The organism is Arcobacter sp. F2176 (assembly GCF_004116465.1).
Taxonomy (GTDB): domain Bacteria; phylum Campylobacterota; class Campylobacteria; order Campylobacterales; family Arcobacteraceae; genus Arcobacter; species Arcobacter siniprincipis.
In genome coordinates this window covers 19572-44320 of sequence record NZ_PDJV01000002.1, presented here as the reverse complement: position 1 = coordinate 44320, position 24749 = coordinate 19572, and the positions used below count along the sequence as shown (strand labels likewise).

General features: G+C 27.3%; 18 protein-coding genes. 4 read left to right on the top strand and 14 right to left on the bottom strand.

Annotated elements, in window-relative coordinates:
* Positions 1 to 9: 9 nt before the first annotated feature.
* The 14 genes from CRU95_RS01895 to CRU95_RS01830 all read right to left on the bottom strand — a co-directional run bounded on the left by CRU95_RS01895 (position 10) and on the right by CRU95_RS01830 (position 15980).
* Positions 10 to 828, bottom strand: coding sequence for a heat-shock protein (locus tag CRU95_RS01895; protein WP_258238598.1), 819 nt, complete (start codon positions 826 to 828; stop codon positions 10 to 12).
* 730 nt (positions 829 to 1558) lie between these two features.
* Positions 1559 to 2464, bottom strand: coding sequence for a hypothetical protein (locus tag CRU95_RS01890; RefSeq protein WP_129099463.1), 906 nt, complete (start codon positions 2462 to 2464; stop codon positions 1559 to 1561).
* Positions 2461 to 4098, bottom strand: a complete 1638-nt coding sequence (locus CRU95_RS01885) for an ATP-binding protein (protein ID WP_129099462.1) — start codon at positions 4096 to 4098, stop codon at positions 2461 to 2463. Before CRU95_RS01885 ends, CRU95_RS01890 begins: the two co-directional genes overlap by 4 nt.
* A 206-nt stretch (positions 4099 to 4304) precedes the next feature.
* Entirely contained in the window at positions 4305 to 4661 is a 357-nt protein-coding gene (locus CRU95_RS01880) for a hypothetical protein (RefSeq protein ID WP_129099461.1), read from the bottom strand.
* Positions 4658 to 5806 (bottom strand): MFS transporter, encoded by a 1149-nt coding sequence (locus tag CRU95_RS01875; RefSeq protein WP_258238597.1) that lies wholly within the window; start codon positions 5804 to 5806, stop codon positions 4658 to 4660. The genes CRU95_RS01880 and CRU95_RS01875 overlap by 4 nt, the downstream gene beginning before the upstream one ends.
* Positions 5807 to 5880: 74 nt before the next feature.
* Entirely contained in the window at positions 5881 to 6597 is a 717-nt protein-coding gene (locus CRU95_RS01870) for a response regulator transcription factor (protein ID WP_129099460.1), read from the bottom strand.
* 117 nt (positions 6598 to 6714) lie between these two features.
* Positions 6715 to 7437 (bottom strand): tRNA pseudouridine(38-40) synthase TruA, encoded by a 723-nt coding sequence (gene truA, locus CRU95_RS01865; protein WP_129099459.1) that lies wholly within the window; start codon positions 7435 to 7437, stop codon positions 6715 to 6717.
* A complete protein-coding gene (locus tag CRU95_RS01860; RefSeq protein WP_129099458.1) occupies positions 7437 to 8456 on the bottom strand; it encodes an LptF/LptG family permease in 1020 nt (339 codons plus the stop codon). The genes truA and CRU95_RS01860 overlap by 1 nt, the downstream gene beginning before the upstream one ends.
* A complete protein-coding gene (locus CRU95_RS01855; RefSeq protein ID WP_258238596.1) occupies positions 8453 to 9250 on the bottom strand; it encodes an A24 family peptidase in 798 nt (265 codons plus the stop codon). The genes CRU95_RS01860 and CRU95_RS01855 overlap by 4 nt, the downstream gene beginning before the upstream one ends.
* Positions 9210 to 9890, bottom strand: a complete 681-nt coding sequence (locus CRU95_RS01850; protein ID WP_129099457.1) for a di-trans,poly-cis-decaprenylcistransferase — start codon at positions 9888 to 9890, stop codon at positions 9210 to 9212. Before CRU95_RS01850 ends, CRU95_RS01855 begins: the two co-directional genes overlap by 41 nt.
* Entirely contained in the window at positions 9883 to 11145 is a 1263-nt protein-coding gene (gene coaBC / locus CRU95_RS01845) for a bifunctional phosphopantothenoylcysteine decarboxylase/phosphopantothenate--cysteine ligase CoaBC (protein ID WP_129099456.1), read from the bottom strand. Before coaBC ends, CRU95_RS01850 begins: the two co-directional genes overlap by 8 nt.
* Positions 11138 to 12439: a bifunctional UDP-N-acetylglucosamine diphosphorylase/glucosamine-1-phosphate N-acetyltransferase GlmU gene (glmU, locus tag CRU95_RS01840; RefSeq protein ID WP_129099455.1), complete on the bottom strand. Its 1302-nt coding sequence runs from the start codon at positions 12437 to 12439 to the stop codon at positions 11138 to 11140. Before glmU ends, coaBC begins: the two co-directional genes overlap by 8 nt.
* 7 nt (positions 12440 to 12446) lie before the next feature.
* A complete protein-coding gene (locus tag CRU95_RS01835; protein WP_129099454.1) occupies positions 12447 to 14390 on the bottom strand; it encodes an ankyrin repeat domain-containing protein in 1944 nt (647 codons plus the stop codon).
* 51 nt (positions 14391 to 14441) lie between these two features.
* Entirely contained in the window at positions 14442 to 15980 is a 1539-nt protein-coding gene (locus CRU95_RS01830) for a helicase-related protein (RefSeq protein ID WP_129099453.1), read from the bottom strand.
* Between the two features lie 83 nt (positions 15981 to 16063).
* On the opposite strand from CRU95_RS01830, the gene trmA reads away from it, so the two are divergent.
* The 4 genes from trmA (at position 16064) to CRU95_RS01810 (ending at position 24295) form a co-directional block, all read left to right on the top strand.
* Positions 16064 to 17185, top strand: a complete 1122-nt coding sequence (trmA, locus tag CRU95_RS01825) for a tRNA (uridine(54)-C5)-methyltransferase TrmA (protein ID WP_129099452.1) — start codon at positions 16064 to 16066, stop codon at positions 17183 to 17185.
* Positions 17186 to 17219: 34 nt separating this feature from the next.
* On the top strand, positions 17220 to 18722 hold the full coding sequence (locus CRU95_RS01820; protein WP_129099451.1) for a flagellin: 1503 nt from the start codon (positions 17220 to 17222) through the stop codon (positions 18720 to 18722).
* A gap of 218 nt (positions 18723 to 18940) precedes the next feature.
* Entirely contained in the window at positions 18941 to 20431 is a 1491-nt protein-coding gene (locus CRU95_RS01815) for a flagellin (protein ID WP_129099450.1), read from the top strand.
* 168 nt (positions 20432 to 20599) lie between these two features.
* Positions 20600 to 24295: a 6-hydroxymethylpterin diphosphokinase MptE-like protein gene (locus CRU95_RS01810; RefSeq protein ID WP_129099449.1), complete on the top strand. Its 3696-nt coding sequence runs from the start codon at positions 20600 to 20602 to the stop codon at positions 24293 to 24295.
* Positions 24296 to 24749: the final 454 nt, after the last annotated feature.

Sequence of the window (24749 nt, the reverse complement as noted above, 5' to 3'; positions counted from 1 at the left end):
ATAACTCTCCTAATTCATACTTATTTTATTATAAAAGAATTCATAATCTTTTGATAGTTCTCCAACCACCAAAAGTTTAGATTCTTTGCTGTTAATTATACAATCATGACAAATACCGATGTACCCTTCTGGGACTATTGTGTCAAAATATATAGCATTTTCAATGCTCTCAAAAATAGTTCCTTTTAGAAACTTTTCAATAGTATCTTCATCATAATTAAATCTTAATACCAATGAAAAAAATTCTTTAGTATTAAAAATTCTAAAGTCTCTATTTTTTAAAAATTGGTTTACTGATTCATATACTTCGAAAGCGCCAACTTGCTTAGAAATATTTACAATATGAATCAAGTCTAAACCTATCATATCACTTAAAAATCTATAAAGAGCATCTGTAAACTTTACTGTTACATTAAAAGTTGAAAACTCTAAAATCATATATCGATTTTCTACATTAAGTATATTTTTTAAAACATCGCTAGTTTGTTCTAAGACAAATGCTGTCAATCCAACTTGAGAAGAATAATAATCAACTGCTTTTTCATCTACGAAATTGAGTTTAAAGTTTAACTTTGAACTCCAATATTGTCGTAATGCTTCAGTTGTAGGAGTTCTTCCACTACTTACATGTTCTTGAGCCAAATAGCCCTCATCACCTAACTTTTTAAAGTATCCCCTAATAGTTGCTGGTGAATATGTGATATCATACATACTTTTAAGCTGTGAAGAACCTATAGGTTCTAGATGCTCAATATATGCTTTGATAATAGATTGTAGTAAAAACTCTTTTTTGTCAATCATTTTCAACCAATTTTGTTTATTTAGCACTCATAATCTTAAACTGCTAAATAATTATACTCAATTGAGTGTTTATTTGTCAAGTATTTTTTAGCAATTAATAAATAAAAGTGCTAATTTGTTGTTTAAGCCTGAATTTGTGGGATTTATGCAAACTTAATTTTAAGTAAATTTGGAATAAATTTATATATCAAAAATAAATTTTTGCTCTCTTGAAGACTTAGCAGTCTTCGCTTCTCTTACTTTTTGGTCTCGAAAAAGTAAGCAAAAAAGACTGCCGAATTGATGAAGGCAAAGCTCCCTTTCAGCTATATATTTATTTTCTGCCCTGCAAAACTCACTAAAGAGTGCATTTAGCACTCTTCTTTACGCTCAAACAGTTTCGGGCTTTACCGAAAATAAACATCTAACTTCCAGCTTCATCAAAGGCAGAAAAAATCCCTACAGTTCAAACTATCATTTGTAAATTTAGAAAAGAGAAGTTAGAAGTCTAAACAAATCAAAAATGCAAATGTCCTTATCCCACCTTTTATTCCAACATTTGCAAAAGCCGAATGTTTATTTCTCTTTTCGGAAAAGAGTTACAACTGTTTGAGTAAATAAATGTGCTAAATGCACATTTATTTATGAGTTTTGTAACTTAGAAAAGATAAATAATAAATGAGGGAACCTAAAGGGCTTTGAAACCGTTGGTGGTTTTGCTTACTTTGTCCACACAAAGTAAGAGAAGCGAAGAGGTTTACCTCTTCAAGAGAAAATATTATATTAAATCCAACTCTTCACTAATATCTTTTATCAACTTTGAAAGAGGTCGTTTGTTTATATCTTTATCTTCTATATATCCACCAGTTATATGCCGTAAAACATCCTCACGATTTTTAAATAAAGTTCCCTCATATTTTTGAAAAAGTTCATCAATATAACTTTCATTATAAACTTGTGCTTTTTGGATGAGTTCTAGAACTATATCTTTGTGCTCTTGGTATAAAGTTTCTAATCTAAATGTATTTATTGTATTTTGTGTTGCAATATCATTAGTATCTAAAGGTTTTAGAGTTAATGATATTCTCTCTTTGGATAACAAATCAAATTTTTTATTTTCATAATTTACATTATTAAAAAATTTCGTAAATTTTGCTTTTCCGTTAAAACTATCTTCATATGGGTGAAGATGTTTTCTATTGTAAAAATTCTTTGTATGTTTAAATTTACTATTACAAATATGACAACAAGGTATGAAATTAAAGATACTTACAGATAAAAAAGGATAAGTATTTTTATCATAATAATGATCTAAAGAAGCAATTATTCGTGGTTCTCCTTTTATTTTATCCTCAAATTTAAATATATATTCTCTATTGCAAAAAGGGCAAACTTTTATATTTAAATCTTCTATAAATTCAACCGCCCACTTATTTCTAAAAACTTCATATAAATCTTTTAATTGAGTAATATCTTTTGTAAAATCTTTAGGAGCTATTTTTATCAATTCTCTTACTTCATTAGGTTTTGCCGTAACTATTTGTTCTAAATCTTTATCAAAAATCATTAATAAATCGTAATTAATATTTTCTAGAGAATACTTAGTATCTTTTTGATTTATATAATTTTCTATATATTTATAATATTTCGAACTATCTATTTTAGAAGTATCAATTTTAATCATTTCTGATTTTTCCTTATCATTTCTAAACGATGTTCAAGCAATCTCATTTGTTCTTCAATTTCATCAATTTTGTCTAATTTTGATAATCTTTTACTATCTAATTTTCTTTGCAATTCTCTTTTAATTATTGGCTCACCAATAATTGAGATAATGTTTTCACAATAACTAATCTCATCATCACTTAATTTTGTTTGATTTAAATATTTGATTGCTATATCAATTTTATCTTTTGCAAATTCACCCATAAGTCCATCTTTCATAAAAAATCCATGAGAAAGTAAAGTATGAATATTTGCTCCAAAAGTTTGTTGATTATCTTCAAACGGATAAACTTGTTTTCCTTTTTCTAAAAATATTATATTCTTTTTTGGTAAATCTGACAAAATAAATGGAGAATGAGATGTGATGAGTACATGGAATTGAATATCTTTTGTTGTATAATTCTTTAAAAAAGTTACAACCTCATTTATATATTTTTTTTGCCATTGTGGATGTAAAGTAGTTTCAGGTTCATCAAAAATTAATAAAAAAGTTTTATTTTCTCGATTATAAAATATCTCTTTATTTAAAAATAAGAATTCACTGAAAAAAGATTTTTCTCCACTACTTAAAGACGAAAAAGTTTTTTGTTCATCTATAAAGTCATACTCTAAAAATCCTATTTTATTTAAATAAAGAAATATTTCAAAATTATTATCTTTTAAGAATTCAATTCTTTTTAATTCTCGAAATATAAAATCTTTTGAAAAAAGCAAGCTAGGATTATTTACGATAAACTTCTCCAAAAACTTAAAAATATCATCATCTCCTTTTAATATAAAGGATTCATCATAAATATTAAAGTTTAATATTTTATCTTTATCGTTTAAAAAATCAATCATTTCGCTTTCAACATCAATCCCCTTATTTTGAGATGAAATCAAATCGTTAGATTTTAAATAAATTTTATATATTTCTTTATAATTATATAAATTATTATAAATTCGTATTTCTCTTATTTTTTTAGATTCAATGAAATCTTTATGTAATTGATTAAATTTAATTCTTATTTTTTTGGGATTAAAGAATGTATTTTTAATATTACTTTTACTAAATAACAAAGTTCTTAGAATCTCTTTATGAAAATTATTTATATTTATTGTAGAGTTTTTTTTGTCTAATTTAAAATATTTTGAATATAAATTTTTATTATCTAAAAATAAAGGAGATAATGCACCATTTAAAGGAACTTCCATAAAAAAATTTCTGTTCAAAAATATTATTTCATTATGTTCTTCTTTTTCTTTTAATTCATAATTTGTTTTATTAATAATTTGTTTTAATGGAAAATCAGAATAAAGAATATTATTCGAAAAATAAATGTTATATTGACAACTAGTAAACACAAAATCAATACATTTAATAAGATTACTCTTCCCACTCCCATTCTCCCCAACAATAGCAGTAATATTTATGTTCTCAGGGAAAATACTCACATAATCTTCATTTTTATCAATAATTAATTCGCAATTATCTTTTAATTTTCCTTTCTCATCATACTCATCTTTTAACTCACACTTAAACCTAGGAGAAAAATTAAACCCCTGCTTCTTTATATTCTTATAATCCTCAACCCACAAATAAACCAATTCCATAATAACTCTTTAAATAAAATATTTATAAGTATGTTACAAGAATATTATTTAAAAATTAGCATTTCGACACTTTAAATAAAATACAAAAAAGCCATATTTTTAGTAAGTTCAAGGAAGAGGAATCAATTTGGGAAGGAACATACAAGCAGTATGTGACTGAGTAAATTTATTGTTCTGACGCAGAAATTTGTAAAAAGATGGCTTTTTTATTCTATGTCGATGTCCCAGATGACTGACACTCCATACTCTTGACTTAGCATTATATACTTCTGATAAGTAACCTTCTCTTTATACTTCTTAGAATGAAAAGTAACAACAACATCTTCTCCTAAAAGTAAAGCTCTCACTTCTCTTTGTTTCAAATACTTCCCATACTTCCTCAAAGAATTTTGCCATATCTTAAAATCACAAGTTGCCTCAGGGGTGAGTTCGAAGAGTTCTCCATCTTCGCTGTACCATTTGGCATTAGAACAAGCATAAAGCTCTATTTTTTTGCCATTAACCTCTTTTTTTCTTACTTCTATTTGTCCATCTTTACAATAAGGACATTTTCCTAAAATCAATTATACGCCTTAAATATTTTTCTATTTGAATATACAAAAATAAAGATTACAAAAAGTAAAAACATACATAAGTATATAGTTTTATCCCAACCATAAAGAGAATAAAACATTGGAGGGATAATTGAACCAACTGTTCCACCTATGTAATAGAAACTTAGGTACATACCTGAGGTTAATGATTTTTGTGACTCTTTTAGGGAGTTTGCCATTCTAGTACTAACCGTATGAACTGTAAACATTCCTAAACAAAATAAAAATACATTTAGAAATATAATAAGTGGATTTTCTACTATATATAGTGCTGTTGAGATTAAAAAGATTATTATTCCAAAAAGTATAGTTTTCATCTCTTTATCAAAGAATTTTATAATCTTATGAATAAAAAGTGAGACAACTATTCCAACCCCATATCCTAAATATAAAAGTCCTATCTGGCTCTCACTTGTACTTGGATCTAACTCTTTAAGTCTAAATGGCAAGATATTTAAAACTCCTGCAAATACAAAAAATATAGAAAACATCAAAAGATATATTACAAAAAATCTTTTATCTTTTAATATATGTGTGATATCTTTTATTGTAGCTTTTGTTAAGTGAGCTTGGGCATCATAGTTTAATCTTGTAACTAAAAACAATCCAATAATTGAAGCAAAAGATAGAGATAAGAAAACCATTTGCCAAGAAAAATATGTGGCAATATATCCTGAAAATACCCTTCCTACTAAACCACCAAAAACTGTTGAAGCCACATATATTGACATATTTAGTTTCACATTTACTTTATCTATGTTTGCTAAGATACTCATAGATGAAGTTAAAATCGCTGGTATTACTATGGCTTCTATTGTTCTTATAGTTAAAAACATCTCGTATGATGTTGAAAAAGATAAAAAAGTATTTGTAACGGCTAAAATAAGTGAAGCTGTCAATAAAACCCTTTTTGCATTTACTCGTTCTAATATATATCCATAAATAATAGGTGCAATTGCTAAAAATAACATGATAACTGCTGTAAATTGTGAAGATTTTACAATTGATACTTCAAACTCTTTTGCAAGTAAGGGTTGAAGTGGCTGAGTTGCATACATTACAGATAATACAACTACTATGTTGTATATAATTATAGAAAGTTCTTTTGTTTTCAAATTTGTCCGATTTAAAAGAAATAAAAAAAGGTGAGAAAAAATTCCCACCTTTTTAAAAGTTAAATATCAATAAATTACATATATGGTAATTCTATAATATAACCATAACCTTTTTGTGAAATAATAAAATCATCATCAATAACTTTATCTTTTAATCTTTTCATTACTGTTCTAAATGCAGAATCATTTGTAGTCAAATCACCCCAAACATCTTCTTTGAATTTTTCTACAGAAACAACTTCACCTAAGTTCTTAATTAAAACTTCTAAAATTTGAGACTCTTTTTTAGATAGTTTTACACTCAACCCATCTTTGTATAATAAACTTCTACTTCTATTATAGGTATATGTATTATTTAAAACTAATGGAGAATCATCTTCTTTGCTGTCTTTTTTAGCACTAATTAATTCATCATTTGCTTTTTGTAACATATCCATCATATCATCTACATTTAATGGTTTAACAAAATACCCTAAAACTTTTAAATTGATAAGTTTTAATAAATCTTCTTCATTTTTATGTGCAGAAACTATTATAAACTTTTGATCTGGAACAATTTCCAAAATTTCATCAATCATTTCAATACCATCTTTATTTGGCATTTTAATATCAGTTAAAACTAAATCAAAACACTTATCATTATTAAAGCTTTCTTTATAAAAATTAATTCCTTCTTGACCATCACTTGCTACGACTACTTCATCGAAGATTGTGTTTAAATAAAAAGATAATGTTTTCCTAGCAACTTCTTCATCTTCTACTAGCAAAACTCTAGTTGTATATATACTCATACAGAGCTCCTATATTTTTTTATAATTATTATTGATTATTCTTTCTATTATACCATCTTTTTTCTATTTTTCTTTTAACATAAAAATTATAAAAAATAATTTAATTTATATTTATATTTAGTACTTAACTTGTGATAAGTACAAACCATTAGGAATAGCGGGGGTTTTATAGATATATTTTTCTCTGGAAAGTTGAGATTTTAAATCATTTTTTGAAAATTTTCCTTCTGAAATTTTTAATAAAAAACCAACCATAATTCTAATCTGAGATCTCAAATATGAATTTGCTTCAAATCTAAAGATATAAAAATCTTTATATTTGTAAAATTTTGCATCAAAAATTTCTCTTACTTTATTCTCTTTTTCACTACCACTTTTGTGAAAATATTCGAAATCATGCACTCCAATAAAAAGTTTTATTGCCTCTTTTATTTTCTCTTCATTTATTTGTTTTACAAAAGTAACATAATTTGCCAAAAAAGGTGTTACTTCTTTTGTAGAAATAACATATCTATATACTCTTTTTTTAGCATGAAATCTTGCATGAAATTCATCACTTACTTTTTGAATATTTCTAACTCTTATAGAACTTGGTAGCTTATAATTCATAACTTGCTTTAGCTTTGAGAAGTTTGACCAGTAAGCAGGAATAAGTATATTAAAAACTTGTCCGGTAGCATGTACTTGTTTATCAGTTCTTCCACTTAATGTTATTTTAGGTTCAATATTTAACAATTTAAATACTTCTATAAGTTTATCTTCCACACTTTTTTTATTACTTTGTCTTTGTGAACCTTGATAAGAAAAACCATCATAAGAGATTGTCATTTTTACATTCATTAATATACTTTTTTTACATTTAACTTATAAACAAAGTATGATAATATCGTCCAAAAAACAATTATTAATGGGATAGAAAAAAGACCTATTGTCTTAGTTAAAGGATCAGAAATCAAATAATACCCAACAACACTAATAATTGCATAAGCAACCGATCTATTTTTTTCATATCTTGGATTGAAATAACCAAAAGCAACTACCAAATAAATAGAGATAAACGGAAAAATTGAAGTTAATACATAAAAAGAGAACTTTGCTACATCCCCATCACTTCCAATTTTTTCTTTCCAATAGGCATAAGCATTTGTAAAAGAAGTTGATTTTGATTCGCTTAAAGTGTCATTTATATGCATAACATTGTAATCTATTTGATTAATCTTATTTTTTTCAAAATAAAAAGCTTTTCCATCTTTTAAAACAAAACTCAAATTTCCTAAGTCATTATTTAGCTTTGCATTTTTAGCTATAATAAATTGATCGGTACCATTATCTTGTGTTTTGAAAAGTTTAACTTCTTCATAAAGTTTATCATCTTTTTTACTTATGTATATAAGCCAATCACCAAACTTTTGCCCAAATTCTGATGCTTTTATATTAAAGTTTGCTTCTTTTGTTTTTTGATTAATCAATTCATGAGATAGATATTTTGTTTTGGGAATTAATCCTATTGAAATAATCAATAAAGACAAAGATATAAAAAAAGTAATAGGTAAAAATACTTTTAAAATATTTGAGGGATTTAAACCAAAAGAAGTTATAACAATAAGCTCATATTCACTTGATAATTTAGACAAAGTAATTACCATAGCTACAAAAAAAGATATGGGCATAGTATAAAAAACAATATTAGGTAAATTATATGCATATAAAGTACCAAGTTCTAAGATATTTAGGGTAATAACCGAAGTAATTGAGGCTATTCTTACTAAAAATATAATTGAAGTAATAAAAAAAAGTACTAAAAATATGGGAAAAAATGTATTTGAAAATTGTGATAATAAATATTGTTTTAGCTTCACAAAATAACCTTTGAAATTTGAAATATATACTCAACAAAAAAACCTAAAGACAAATAAGGAATAAAGGCTGTTTGTTTTTCACTGTTTTTGATATTATTATAAATTGATGGAATTATAGCAAAAAGTGCTGCTAAAAATATAGCTATCATTCCTGAAGCCAAACCTAAAAGTGCCCCAATAACAGCAATAATTGGTAAATCACCCTCTCCCAAAGCTCTTTGTGTTTTTAAAGTTTCATCTTTTAATATCTTTGATTTTATATTTTGAATATAAAAAGTTACAAAAAAATCTAGCATAACAAAAGCTCCAACAAAAATAAATCCATCTTTAATAGAGTCTAAAAAATTATTATAAACACAAGAAAAACCTAAAATAACCACAAGTAACAAAATCCAATCGGGAACAGCTTTATACTCTAAATCAATAAATGATAATACAAGTAAAGTATAAAATAGTGCTAATATTAAAAAATATTCCAATGAAAAACCAATTTTTACAAAAAGACTCAAAGCAATAAGAGCAGATAACATCTCCACAAAAAAATAGTTTATAGAATATTTCTCATCACAATATTTACATTTTCCACCAAGAATAATATATGAAATAATAGGAATATTATGATACCAAGATATTGTTTTTCCACATTTTGTACAATGACTTCTTGGAGTAACAATAGACTCACCCCTAGGAACTCTATAAATCACTACATTTAAAAATGAACCTATTATTGCACCAAAAATAAATACAAAAATATTAAACAGATCCAAATCTTCTCTCTCTATTTGTATAATCACTTAATAAATCATCAAAATCATTTCTAGAAAATTCTGGCCAATAAGTTTTTGTAAAAAACATTTCTGCATAAGCACACTGCCACAAAAGATAATTTGAAATTCTAATCTCACCACTTGTTCGTATTAACATATCCACATCAGGAATACCAGCTGTATCCAAACATGATTCTATATTTTCTTGATTTATTTCAAGCTTTTTATCAACTAATTTTTTAACAGCCCTTGTAATTTCATCTCTTGAACCATAATTTAAAGCTAATATTTGAGTTAAGCCTTTACAGTTTTTTGTTTTTTCTTGAGTTTCACTTATAACTTTTTGTAAAGATTTTGAAAACTTTGACAAATCACCGATTGCTTTAAATTTAACATTATTTTCTAAATAAATTAATAACTCATTTTTTAAATATCTCTCTAAAAGTTTCATTAAAAACTCAACTTCTAATTTTGGTCTCGTCCAATTTTCAGTGGAGAAAGCATATAAAGTTAAGTATTTTATACCTAAATTATTTGCATGAGTGGTAATCTCTCTTACAGTTTTAGCACCCTCTTCATGTCCAGCTGTTCTATTTAGTCCTTGCTCTTTTGCCCATCTTCCATTACCATCCATAATAATGGCCACATGTTGCGGTAAATTATTCATAAAACTCCGAAGAAAGCATATCTAAAATATTAAATGAAATATCAAACTTATCTCCAGTAAGATTTATTGTCTTATCTTTTATAATCAAGTCAATATTATTTGAACTAGACCCAAATGAATTCTTTTCATCAATTATATTTAGACAAACAGCATCAACATTTTTTTCAATTGCCATATTTTTTGCATTTTCAAAAGCAACTTTTTTATCCAGCTCAGCTTTGAAGCCTATTGTATAAATATCACTTCTATTTAAACTTGATAAAATATCTATATTTTGTTTTAACTCTAAGTTCCACTTTTCACCAAGTATAGATTTTTTTAGTTTTCCTTTTTGAGCAAAAGAAGGAAGATAGTCACTCACAGCTGCTACCATAAAAAGGTATGGCTTTTTTTGTATCAAACTTGGATTTGAGTTATCCATTAAAGTAGTAGAACTAATTATTCCTTTTTTTGCAACATCAATTGATTCTTGCAGATATTCAAACATCTCTTGAGAACTTTGAGCATTTATTATATGTATGCCTTTTGGTAAATCTTCATGTCCTCTTGAACTTATCAAACATACATCTGCACCTTTTAAATAAAGTGCTAAAGCTAAAGAAGAGGCCATCTTACCTGAAGAAAAGTTTGAGATATATCTAACATCATCTATTTTTTCAACTGTTCCACCACCACTTAATATAACTTTTCTATTTTCCCAATACTCATCTTTTAAAAGCTCTTTTAATGTAGCATAATAAATATCATCTACTTCACTTAAAGCTCCATTACCAATATCTCTACAAGCTAGTTCTTTTGATACAGGTTCTAAGATTTTGTAATTACAAAGTTTTAGCATCTTCATACTTGCATTTGTCATTGGATTTTGTATCATATTTGTATTTGCTGCTGGACACAGAAGTTTTACTCTAGGATAAGCTAACGCTGTTTGAGTTAAGATATTATCAGCTATTCCATGGCTTAATTTATTTATAGTATTAGCACTAGCAGGGGCTATTACAAAAATGTCAGCCCACTTACCTATTGCTATATGATTATAGTGAGAATCTTTGTCCCAAGACTCATTAGTATCATCTAAAATTTGAGATTGAGAGATAGTTTCAAAAGTCAAAGGTGTTATAAATTTTTTAGCAGAAGCAGTCATTATAACTTTTACATTTGCTTCTGCTTTTATATACAATCTGATGAGTTCTAAAGTTTTATAAATAGCAATTGAGCCAGTAACTCCCACTAATATATTTTTATTTTTAAGCATTTTTTCTTCCAAAGAATTTATAAAAATACCCTTTTACTACTTTTGTAGCTGCCCTTGTTAAAACTAAATCACCTTTTTTTACATTTTTTGTAACAGTAGTTCCAGCTGCAATTAATACATCATCTTCTATTGTAACAGGAGCTACAAGCTGAGTATCACTTCCCACAAAAACATTTTTGCCTATTTTAGTTTGATATTTTTTAACCCCATCATAATTACAAGTAATTGTTCCACAGCCTATATTTGTGCCAACATCTATTTCACAATCTCCTAGATAAGAAAGATGTCCAGCTTTTACACCTGTTAATATTGCTTTCTTAGTCTCTACAAAGTTTCCTATGTGAGTATCTTTTATAATTGAACCTGGTCTTATTCTTGCCATTGGACCAGCATCACTATTTATAAGAGTTGCATCTTCAATTACTGTATTTGTTTTTATATGAGAATTTTCTATTTTACTATTTCCTAAAATAGTAACTCCATTTTCAATAATGCTTTCGCCAATAATTTCAACATCAGACTCTATATAAATAGTATCAGGCAATCTCATGATAACTCCAGCTTTCATAAAAGATTCTTTTATTCTATTTTGATGAATAACCTCAGCACAAGCAAGTTCATATTTTGAATTAACGCCTTTAAAGTTTTCTTCATTTACAACTAAAGGTTTTAATGTTTTTTGACTATTAATTGCTATTTCTACCAAATCAGTGATGTAATACTCTTCTTGAGCATTATCATTTGATAAAAGAGGTAAAGAATTTAATAAAAATTCTGTACAAAATTGATAAATACCAGCATTTGCACTTGTGATTTTTAGCTCTTCAGCACTTGCATCTTTTTGTTCAACAATTTTCTTTACTTCACCGTTTTGGATAACTACTCTTCCATATCCATCAGCACTTTTCAACTCTAAAACTGACATTACAATAGTTGCATCTATATCAAATCTTTCAAGTTCACTTGCTTGGATTAGTGGCATATCACCGTTTAAAACCAAAGTTTTTTCATACTTTGGTTTTATTCCCATAACAGCCCCACCAGTTCCTGGGAAATTTATATGGTCTTGTATTACAAAATTAACTTTGTCAGAAAAATACTCTTGCATTGTTTGTTTTACTAAATCAGCTTGATGATATAATACAACTGTAATATCATCACTTATTTCTAAAGCTTCTTTAATACTATAGTACAACATAGGTTTACCAGAAATTTTATGTAATACCTTTGGAGTCTCTGATTTCATTCTAGTCCCAGCACCAGCTGCTAGAATAATAATTGATTTATTAAACATTTATACCTTACCTTAACGCTTCTGATATTTCTTTTCTTAAATTATCTGCAACTTGTTGAAGTGAACTTCTCATCTTCTCATCAGTGATATTGCTCTCAACTAATTTTGTTAGATTAGCTTCTTTTTCTTTAAAAAAAGTAGCTACTGCTTTACTCTTTTTAGCTCTATTGTACATCAAAACTCCAGAAGCAATAAGTACCATCACAAGTTTTGCATGTCCTAATATTGCCGCATAATTCAAAATTGTAAACCCTGCAAAATCAGGTTCATTCATATCTGCACCTGCTGCTATTAAAAGTCTTGCAATTTTATAATTACCTTTCCATTGTGTATGATGTAAGACAGTTCTACCTTGTTTGTCTTTGATATTTAAATCTGTTTTCTTAGATAAAAGTTTCTCTACAAGTTCATAATCATCTGCAATAACTGCTTTATGAAAAATAGTTCTTCCATCTTTATCTACACTATTTACATCAACTCTAAATTTAAGCATAAAAACAATTCTCTCTAAAAATTGCTTTCTTTCATTTTTTGTTTTTGCTTTTAACCCAAAATCTATCATACAAGAAAATGCTGTGTTTCCTTCATTATCAACTTTATTAATATCTGCACCATTATTTAAAAGAGCTTTTATTAGCTCAATATTATTATAATTTATTACATCAAAAAGAATAGTTTTCCCATCGCTTCTGGCTTGATTTAATTTTGGTCTTTTTATAATTATTCTTTTTAAAAGTTTAAAATAATCTCCGTTTTCAGCAATATCTAAAAATCTTCTTGAATGAGCTCTTTTGCCATTTTCTTGGATTAGAATCATCTCTGCTAAATCATCAACAATAGTTCTTTCATCAAAATCTTGATGGTCTACATCTATACCTTTATCAAATAGGTAATCAATCATTTCATAATTTGAATAGCCTTTTAAACACTCTTGAAAAAGTACTGTTTTCCCATCTCTATCTTGTGTACTGATATCTGCACCTGCATTTAAAAAGAACTCAATTAACTCAAAATCTTTATTGTCTATAGCATAAAAAAGTGCACTTTTACCTTCTTCATCTTTTTTATCAATATCTAAACCATTTTCAATTAATACTGTCAAAAGCTTTTGATAATCATTCTCTTTTTTTACATATTTATAATCTGTTTGTCTGTACTTATCTAAATTATTTTCTCTTACAATATTAAATATTTTTAATATCTCATCTAAAACAGTTTTACCTTCAATATCTCTTTGATTTATATTTATATCTCTTTGTAATAAAGCATCAATAGTATCAAGGTGTTTAGCACCTTTTAAAACTATTTTAAAAAGTACATTTCTTTTATTTTTGTTCAAATGATTTATATCTAATCCAAATTCTATTAAATATTTCATAATTGTCTGATCATCTTTTAAGCTAGCCAAAAATAAAGCGCTTTCACCTTCATTGTCAGATACATTTATATCGTCAATATTATTTAAAATCTCTCTTACAATCCTTATATTTCCACCTTCAATTGCATCAAAAAGTACGGTTCTTCCATAACTATCTTTGAAAGTTAAATCTGCTCCATGTGCAAGTAAAAGTTGAAATACTTTTAAGTTTCCTTCTAAGGCTATATCTTGAATAAGAATCCTACCAGAAGAGTTTACATAGTTTAGAGAGGCTTTTTTATCGAGTAAAAATCTTATCATCATACCATCAGCATTTGAAGCTGCAATTGATAATATTGTTTTTCCTAATTTATCTTCATGGTCAATATTTGCACCATTTTCAATTAGGATTTTCATTCCCTCTATTCTTCGTTTTTGTACAAGTTCAAAAAGAAGAGTTCTACCTTTTTCATCACTTACATTAATATTTAATCCACTATCAATAAGTTTTTGTATTTTTTCTTCATTTACATAGTCTTTCATCAACTCTTTTTGTAAAGTTGTACTATCATCTGAACGAAATAGATTAAGCATTAATTCTCCTGTACAGTACTTCAATAATACGCAATTATATCTAAGGGAAGATTAAAATCTTCTCCTTGCTCTAAACTCTTTTTTTTCTCTTGGTGGAAAAACTCTTTTGTGTTCATCAGCTGATAATTTGATATCTTTTTTCAATGAGTTTTCCATAAATTGATTAAAAGAAGTTCTAGCTATCGTAGCTTTTATACCATCTGGGAACTGTTCTGGTAATTTATAAGATAGCCATAAATAAAGGGATATTTTTTTAATCTCATCTTCAACTAACAATAAATCCTTCTGTGTTCGTGCAACTTTAGGTAAAGTTATTGAAGGTTTGTATCGTATTACTCTGTTTTTTAAAACTGCAGAAATATATATATCATATGCCTGTAAAATAATCTTTGATTTTACAGAAATAGGTGCTTGAGCAAGCATATATTTATCTTCAAGTTTTAAATTAAACTTTTGGTCAACAATAGTTGACGCACTAATCATTGAGCCAATATTTGCAGCAATAAAAGGTCCCTCAAATACCATATTTGTAGAAAAGAACTTCAATACCTTTGTCAAAGAGGTTGTTTTTAGATGCATTGCTAAACTTGTTAGTTGCTCATTGTTTATTTTCACTTTAAATGGAGGTTTAATAGTTTTGATTGGTTGAGAATACTCTTCTTTTATATATTTTAAACTATCTTTTGTTGTAGCTCCAATAAAACCTTTTTCATGGTGTCCATATCGCCCTGCTCTTCCTGCTATTTGAACTATTTCATTTACGCTTATTCCTCTTCTTGAGATACCATCAAATTTCATATGAGTTGTAAAAAGTATTGTTTTAATAGGAAGATTCAGTCCCATTGCAATAGCGTCTGTTGCTATTAGGATATCTGTCTCTTTATTTCTAAACCTTCTTGCTTCATCCCGTCTTACTTCAGGAGATAAGTTTCCATAGATGATTGAGATTTTATGTTTTTTTTGAAGTTTTTGTTTTAATTTTAAAACATCACTTCTTGAAAATGCAATCAAAGCTGTTCCACTTTCTAAGTTTCCTAAAGCTGTATGTTTATCTAAAAGTTGTAATTCATTTTTTCTTTTAAACTTTTCAATTATCAAATCTTCATCTAAATATGCAGCTATTTTTTTAACAGCATCAAGAGCATTTACACTTCCTGTCATAATTATCTTTTTGGCAGGACAGCCAATAATTGCATTTACCCAAGCCCAACCTCTGTCATCATCATCGAGCATTTGAACTTCATCAATAATTGCAACATCAACATCCATATTAAAATCAATCATCTCTATAGTTGAGCAAACATGTGCTGCATCTTCGTTTAAGTTTTGCTCTTCACCTGTGATTAGAGAAGCTGGAATTCCCTCTTTAGTCAAATCTTCATACCCTTCTAAAGCTAAAAGTCGCAAAGGTGCTAAGTAAAGTCCACAATCTGCTTTTTTAAGCTCCGTCATTGCTTTATATGTTTTACCAGAGTTTGTTGGTCCCACAAAAAAGTGCAGTTCTCTTTTTATTGTTCTTGCTAAGGGATAAAGTGATTTTATATCACAATTTAAAAGTTCTTTTAATTGTTCTTGCCAATTTGTTTTCATATTATTCTTTTTAATTTTATAAGTATTAAATTCATTTTATCATAAAATAATAATATTATAATAAAAGATTTTAAGGGATTTTGATGACATGTGAATATTTTGGAAAATGTGGTAGTTGTACTTTTTACGATATGAATTATGAAGAACAATTAAATTATAAACTATCTAGGGAAAAACAGAGATTTCAAGATATTACTACGATGGACTTTGAAGTTATAAGAAGTGATGAAGAGCACTTTAGAAATAGAGCAGAATTTAGATTTTGGAAAAATTATGATGATGAAGAAAATCCAACCCTATCTTATGGAATGACAAGCTTTGAAAAAAATATTATTGAAATAAATAATTGTTCAATTGTCTCAAAAGAAATAAGCCAGCTTATGCCAAAACTATTGACTGAAATTTCACAAAGTGAAATATTAAACTATAAAATCTATTCAGTAGAATTTTTAGGTTCAACTACAAATGATATACTTGTTACTTTAATCTATCACAAAAAATTAGATACTACTTGGGAAAAAGTTGCAAGAGAAGTACAAGAGAAACTAAATATCAAAATCATAGGAAGAAGCCGTAAACAAAAGCTTGTTTTAAAAGAGGATTTTATTAAAGAAGAACTAAATATAAATAATTATACTTTTAAATTTCATTATAAAGAAGGTGGATTTACCCAACCAAATACAAAAGTAAATATTAAAATGATAGAGTGGGTTTTAAATAATATTGAAACAAAAGATGATTTATGTGAACTTTATTGTGGAGGTGGAAATTTTACTATCCCTTTATCTACTAAATTTAATAAGGTCTTAGCTACAGAGATTTCAAAAACTTCAATCAACTCTGCACTTCTAAATTGTGAGTTAAATGACATAACAAATATTGACTTTATAAGAATGAGTGCGCAAGAGTTTGTGGAAGCTTTAAATAGTGTAAGAGAGTTTAGAAGGTTAAAAGACATAAATTTAAGTGAATACAACTTTTCAACTATATTTGTAGATCCTCCAAGATCTGGACTTGATGATACAACTAGAGAATTAGTTAAAAATTTCGAGCAAATTATATATATCTCATGTAATCCAGAAACTTTGCATAGAGATTTAAAAGGATTAATCAAATCTCACCAAATCTTAAAATTTTCTTTATTTGACCAATTTTCCTATTCTGGGCACATCGAAACAGGAGTAATTCTCAAAAAAACTTGTTAAAATTTAGTATAAAAGCTGTAACAAGGTAAAAAACATGAGAATAAATACAAACATAGCTTCGCTTACTGCACAAGAAGCGGCAAGCAATACTAATAAGAAGATTGCAACTTCATTAGAAAGACTTTCTACTGGATTGAAAGTTAACAAAGCTAGTGATGATGCTTCTGGTTTGGCGATTGCTGATAAACTAAGAACTCAAGCTTCATCAATTAGCCAAGGTATAGATAACGGTAATTCAGCTATTTCTTTAATCCAAATTGCTGATAAGTCTATGGCTGAACAATCAAATATCTTAGATACTGTAAAAGCTAAGCTAATTCAAGCTAATACTGATACTACTTCTGATGATGGTAGAGAAGCTATTAGAAAAGATATTGTTAAACTATTAGAACAATTAGATAATATCGCTCAACAGACAAGTTATAATGGTATTACACTTTTACAAGATAGCTATGACAGCATGTCAAGTTCAATTGAATTGAAATTTCAAATTGGTGGAAATAAAGATGATGTTATGCAAAGTTCGTTCGTACAGTCAAATACAGTTGGATTAGGCGGAGGAGACAAAGCTCTTGACCAAGTTTCTGGTTCAAGTACAAGAAATAATGTTATTTCTCAAGGTTTATCAACTGTTATAAGTGGAGATGGAACAAATCCTATTACATTAGATGGATATGCTACAGGAACTGCTTTAAAAGTAAATATTACAGGAATACCTGGAGATATAACTGCAAATGGACCAGGTACAACAGAGATTAGTGATGTAGATTCAACTACTCAATTTGTATTAGAAGCTTTAGCAAATGCAACAAGTGGGGTAAATGGAAATCCTGCCTCAGTAGAAGTAAAAGACATAAACAATAGAACTATTGGAACTTTTACACTAACACCAACTAGTCCTACTACAATAGAAGATGCTTTAATTAGACATTCAACACCAGGAGTAAATGGAGCAGAACCAACTATAACATTTACACTTGCATCAGGTACAACACTTGGAATGGGTGGACAAACAGTAAATACAGTTGAAGTTGCTGGCAAACCTCTAAATACTTTTACAATTGGAGCAATGACACTTACTCAAACTTCAGCATCAGGAAGTATTACCTTTGATGCAAGTGCTCAAAATCTTAATATTCAAAACTTAAATAGTGCAAATGGTGAAGAATTAAAAGTGACTACAGCATCAGGAAGTATTATTGGTGGCGGTACATTAGCTGGATTAAAAGCTTTAGCAACAGGTCAATTAACAAAAGTACAAGCAGATAAGTATCAAGCAATAGTTGATGCTGCATTAAGTCAAATGAATATTTACCGGTCTGATTTAGGTTCTACTCAAAATCAAATCGAATCAGCAGTTAGAAACTTAATGACTCAAAAAACAAATGTAAAAGCAGCAGAATCTGTAATTAGAGATGTTGATTATGCTGAAGAATCTGCAAATTTCAATAAACAAAATATCATCTCTCAAGCAGGAAACTATGCTATGAGCCAATCTAATTCTGTGCAACAGAATGTTCTTAGACTACTTCAATAAATAGCACTTTTAAATAACAAATTTAAAGAGAGTATAAAAGCTCTCTTTTTTTATTGTCAAATTTTATTTTAATCTACTTTTAAGAATTGGTATGTAATAATTCTTTTTACAAAGTAGGGATCGATTGATTCCAAAGAGTTGTTTTACTCTATGCTCATTCACCTGAGAATGTATTCGGTGTGATTTATCACAATGTGTCATAATTTAAAGGATTTATTATGAGAATTAATACTAACGTTGCTTCGCTTACTGCACAAGAAGCAGCAAAAAATACAAGTAACAAAATTTCAAGTTCATTAGAAAAACTTTCTACTGGATTAAAAATCAATAAAGCATCTGATGATGCATCTGGTTTAGCAATTGCTGATAAACTAAGAACTCAAGCTAATTCTATTGGTCAAGGTATTGACAATGGTAACTCAGCTGTTTCATTAATCCAAATTGCTGATAAATCTATGTCTGAACAATCAAATATCTTAGATACTGTTAAAGCTAAATTAATTCAAGCTAATACTGATACTACTTCTGATGATGGTAGAGAAGCTATTAGAAAAGATATTAATAAATTACTTGAGCAATTAGATAATATCGCTGCACAAACTAACTATAATGGTACAACTTTATTACAAAGTGGTTATGATAATACTAGAGGTTCAGATCAATTAAGATTCCAAATTGGTGAAAATAAAGATGATATCATCCAATCTGCATCAATTCAATCTAATACTGTAGGTTTAGGTGGTGGAACTGAAAGAATCATGCAAGATACTACTGGTTCAAAAGGTAATACTATTTCAGCTGAAACTTCAATCAGAGTAACAGCTGATGGAACAAATGCACTTAAACTTGAAAGTTTTGCATCAGGTGGTGCTGTAGGTAAAGTAAGTATTTCAGGGGTTACTGGAGATATTACTTTTGGTAAACAAAGTACACTTAGTGAATTAGATTCTAATACACAACTTATTTTAGATAAATTATCATCTAATAGTGGTGCATCAGTAGAAGTAAAAGACATAAATGGAAATAGTTTAGGTACATTTAGTGCAACTAATGGTGCTAGTGGTATTGTAAAAGTAGCTGCAACTATCGTTAATGGTGTAGAAGTTAAAGCAGCTTCATATACTATTGCATCTGGAACTGTAATTAGCTTTGGCGGACAAACAACAGATACTGCAAATACAGCAAGTAGTGCACTAGCTACTTATAATATTGGGTCTATGAAAATAGAGCAAACAGATACTTCTGGAAGTGTGACATTCAGTGCTAATGCAGCTAATTTGTCTATTTACAATGAAGAGACAGGAAGCAATAAAGAATTAAAAATCACTGATGGTGTTGCAGATACTGAAACAGATGAAAATAAAGGTATGAGAGGTGGATTAACTCTTTCTGCATTGAAATCTTTACAAGCTGGTCAGTTAACAGTGGCTCAAACGGATAAATTCCAAGGTGTAGTTGATGCTGCTATTACTCAACTTAATACATTTAGAGCAGATTTAGGGTCATCTCAAAATCAAATTGAATCTGGGGTTAGAAACTTAATGACTCAACAAACAAATGTTAAAGCAGCAGAATCTATTATTAGAGATGTTGATTATGCACAAGAATCTGCAAACTTCAACAAACAAAATATTATATCTCAAGCTGGATCGTATGCTATGAGTCAAGCAAACTCAATCCAACAAAATGTATTAAGATTATTACAATAGTAATTAATCTTAAACATCTAAAAAGTAGTGCTCTTTGGGTACTACTTTTTTTTAGTTAAAAATAAAAAAAATCTTCTAAAATTCAGCTATCTTTAGAGCTATTATGATAAAATATTTATTAAATAATACTTTTTTTACTTAAGTAAAAAGATTTATATAAGGTATAAAATGTCATTGGATCAAGTTCAGCAATTAGCATTACAAACTTATAATGAAAATTTAGAGTTTTTTAAACAAAATCACCCTGATTTATATAAAACGCTAGAACTTTATGCAACAGCAATTGAATTAGGTCAAGTAAAACCAGAATTTGAACTTCAATACTTAAACACACACTTTGACATAGTAAATCCTACAACAAAAGAGTTTTTATACACACAAAACTCAAATGAGATATCACAAAAGATAGCTGATGACATAAGTTATGATGCTACGGTTAATAGTTTTAAAACTTATTATGAATTATCCTATAATGACAAAATGGCAAAAAGAGCTCTTGAACAAGACATTTTAGCTTCATATTCTATAGGAAATGCTCCTGTTATAAATTTTGTAAATAAAAATGTATCAAATCCACAAAATGTAAAAGAGTTCCACAAATTTATAATTTTTGGAGTTTTACTTGGAATTCATATACCTTTGATACATGAGAAACTCAATTCAGATGTATATTTAATAGTTGAACCTAATCTAGAGTTTTTTAGATTATCTTTGTTTGTGACAAATTATGCAAATCTGGCAACAAAAACAAAATTATATTTTTCAATAGCACAAAATGAGTATGAATTTAGAAAGACATTTGATAGTTTTTATGGTGAAATTTTTATTTATAATCATTATTTAAAATTTGTAAATATATCTTCTGGGTCAGATATGTATATGAAGGTGATCCAAAACTACTTAGTCTCACAAGCACATTTGTTGTATTCTTATGATAGAACATTTTTAAGTATAAGTAGAACAAACTCATATATTACTCAAAATTTTAAATTATTGAATGTAAAATATAAACAAAGCCTCAAACCTTTTGAGAAACCTATTCTTTTTCTTGCAGCTGGTCCTTCTTTACAACATAATATTAATTTTGTAAAAGAGAATCAAGACAAATTTACTATAGTTGCTATCTATGCAACCTTACCTATTTTGGAAAAAAATGGTATAAAACCAGATATCGTAACACAGTATGATGAACAAGATATTCAAGTACTTAATACCTTGGATAAACTAAATGATATAAACTATTTCAAAGATACAATTTTTATCTTTGCCTCACATGTAAATGCAAAACTAATGAATAGTTTTCCAAAAGAAAATATCTTTATCTTCCAAGCAATGTTTGAAGTAAAAGAAAACTTTGGGATATTGACAAGCCCGAGTATTGGTGAATTGACCTACGCGTTATTACTTCTTTTCCAAACAAAAGAACTTTATCTTTTAGGTCTAGATTTTGCGATGGATGTTGAATCAGGAGCAACTCATATTGAAGGTCACTCAGGAGCTGGTGCATTTAATAAAATAAAAGAGTTAGAAGATTCATCAGATAAGAATTACTCATTTAGAAAAAATACAATTATTGTAAAAGGTAACTTTTTGCCTGAAGTTAAATCAATACCTGTATTTAAAACAAATATTGATACCTTTGCTCAATTCACAGAATTCTACAAAGATGAAAGTCAAAAAGTATATAACCTATCAAATGGAGCATATCTTTCTGGTGCAGTTCCTTTAAGAATTGAAGATATAGATTTTTCAACTTTCCCAAAGAAAGATCAAGAATCATACAAAAATGAGATTTTTAAAGCATTAGAAGGTATTAGTGAAATTGGATACAATGAAAAAGATTTAGAAAAAATAAACTTAAAGCTTAGTGGTGTTAAAAAAATGAAAAAACACCTTGAGCAATTTCAAAAAATAAAAAAATATAACAATTTTGATGAATATCAAAATACCCTAATAAATGTTGTTCAAAGTGTTCTATTTGAAAAACAACATTGCGAAGATTTGCAATCTATATTGTTAAACTACTCTTCACACAATCTACACTATATCTTTTATCTATTTGATTTAGATAGTGAGAATGATAAGAAAAAGTATATTTATGAGATAAATAAGAATCTACTTACTCAACTAAATAAGATAATTGATACTTATGTAATCTCAATATCATATTCAAGTGATGAAAATAGTATTTTACTAAAAAAATTAAACAAATATTTAAAAGAGTACTCTATAAAAAATAGTATCTACTCTGAACCATTCTTTAAAGAACTAGTTGAAACTTCAAAAAGAGGCTATCAATATGATTTCAAGCCAAACTCAATTGGCTTTTTTGCAATAGAAGATAATCTTACAAATAAAGATTTTGTAAACTATGTAAAAGAAGTACTTAAAAGATTTCCAGAAGTAGAATTAAAACTTTTCTACTTTTTTGAGTTTCAAAAAATTCAAGCACAATTTGTATTTAAACAAGAGTTAAATAGAATCGAACTTTCAATCCCAAATAATATTTCAAATATAACTTCAAGTGTAGAACTATGGCTTGAAACATATGATAATACAATAAATGTAAAAAGAATAGATGACATTATTTTAAATAACTATGAAAATATCTATGGTGTAATGTTTGACAATAAAGAAAAAGCATTAAAAGAGCTAGAAACTGAATTAATTGTACCAAAAAAGTTCACCCTTGCAAATAATTTAAAAGAAAACTTCACTCTTTCAAATACTAGCTATTTTGAATTTGCAAATAGTCTAAAAGAAGATATTGATAAAGATTTATTCAATGAAAAGTATCTAAAAGAACACATAGGATTCTTTGCTATAAAAGAGAATCTTCAACAGGAATTTGTAAATAAGATCGTAGAGATTTCTAATAAATTCCCAAATATAAAATTCTCTGCTTTTTATTTTGATGAAGAAGTGCTAAAAGAGTATATTAGTATCTTTAGTCCTGTAATAAATAGATTCAAACTTATTTGTCCTAAAAATATTTATGAAATTGCAGATAATACTGAAGTTTGGGTGCAAGCTAAGATTCCTAATCAAAGTTTTTTATTTGATAAAATATATAAACTAATCAATGATAGTGTTTATTTATATCCATTAGTTTTAAATGAAGATTTTATTATACAAGAAGATTCAAGTAATTATTTAGATAATTTAGTTGAAAATTATGATGAAACTATCTTTGTAAAACAACTGAATAGAAACCTAAATATAGAAAGATTGCAAAATACAATGCCTGAAAATAATATAGCATTTTTAGCAACTAATGATAATATTTATGATGATGAGTTTATTAGGTACTTGTTAAGTTTAAAGAAAGCCCATCCTTCAGTAAGTATTAATGCGTACTATTTTAATGATTCAGATAGTACATTGGTAAAAGAAAAGCTTCATAATACAAATTTTTCAATATTGAAATTTACTAAAGACAATTTTTTTAATAATTTAAAGATTTTTATAAATAATAAGAATTCTATTTTTTATCAAGACATCGAACAAAAAATGTTACCATTTAACAAAAATATATATTATTCTATCTATGATAGAGCGTTATCTACAAGAAAATTATCTGACTTTGTACTTGATAAAGACAATTTTTTTCTAAATTCATTAAAAGAAATTGGTATCGATCCAAATATTTTTAAAAAATTTAATAATAACTATCACATAATTCTTACTAATTATTTCTTAGAAGAGAATTCAAATAATTTACAAATTGGTAATAATACAACATTAGCACATATTGTTCATTATATATATATTGAATTTGCACTACAGAACAATTCTTTTATACAAAAGATTAATAAATTAAGAAAACTTCATTTACCAGGTCTTTTTAAATCTAGTGGGGAATAATACTACATTTAATTGTAAGTAATGAAGAGTTATTTAAGAATGCTATCTATAATAAAAATGAGCAGATATAAAGAACTGTTAGTTCATCCTCTTTTTTGGTACTTGTTGCTGTAGCAAGAAGTATAGTATATCAACCCTAAATCAGACAAATAAGTCTATATTCTAAGCAAGCTTTTCTAAATGTAACATTTTCTTCAAACTCAAATGGTAATAGATAATTATTCCTGACTTCATCAAATGGGTCACCCAAGTTCAAACTCAATAATATCTTGAATTTTTAATTGAATTTTATTAAGTTGTAATACCACAAAAATTTTCTTATTCTAAGAGGATTAGTATATTCTAATCCATAGATAGTTTTAATCTCTTTATTGCATGTAATATAAAAATATCTTTAGTATGCAGTTTGATAATTCTTCAAGTCCTTTGTAAATTGTATATGCAATAAATAATA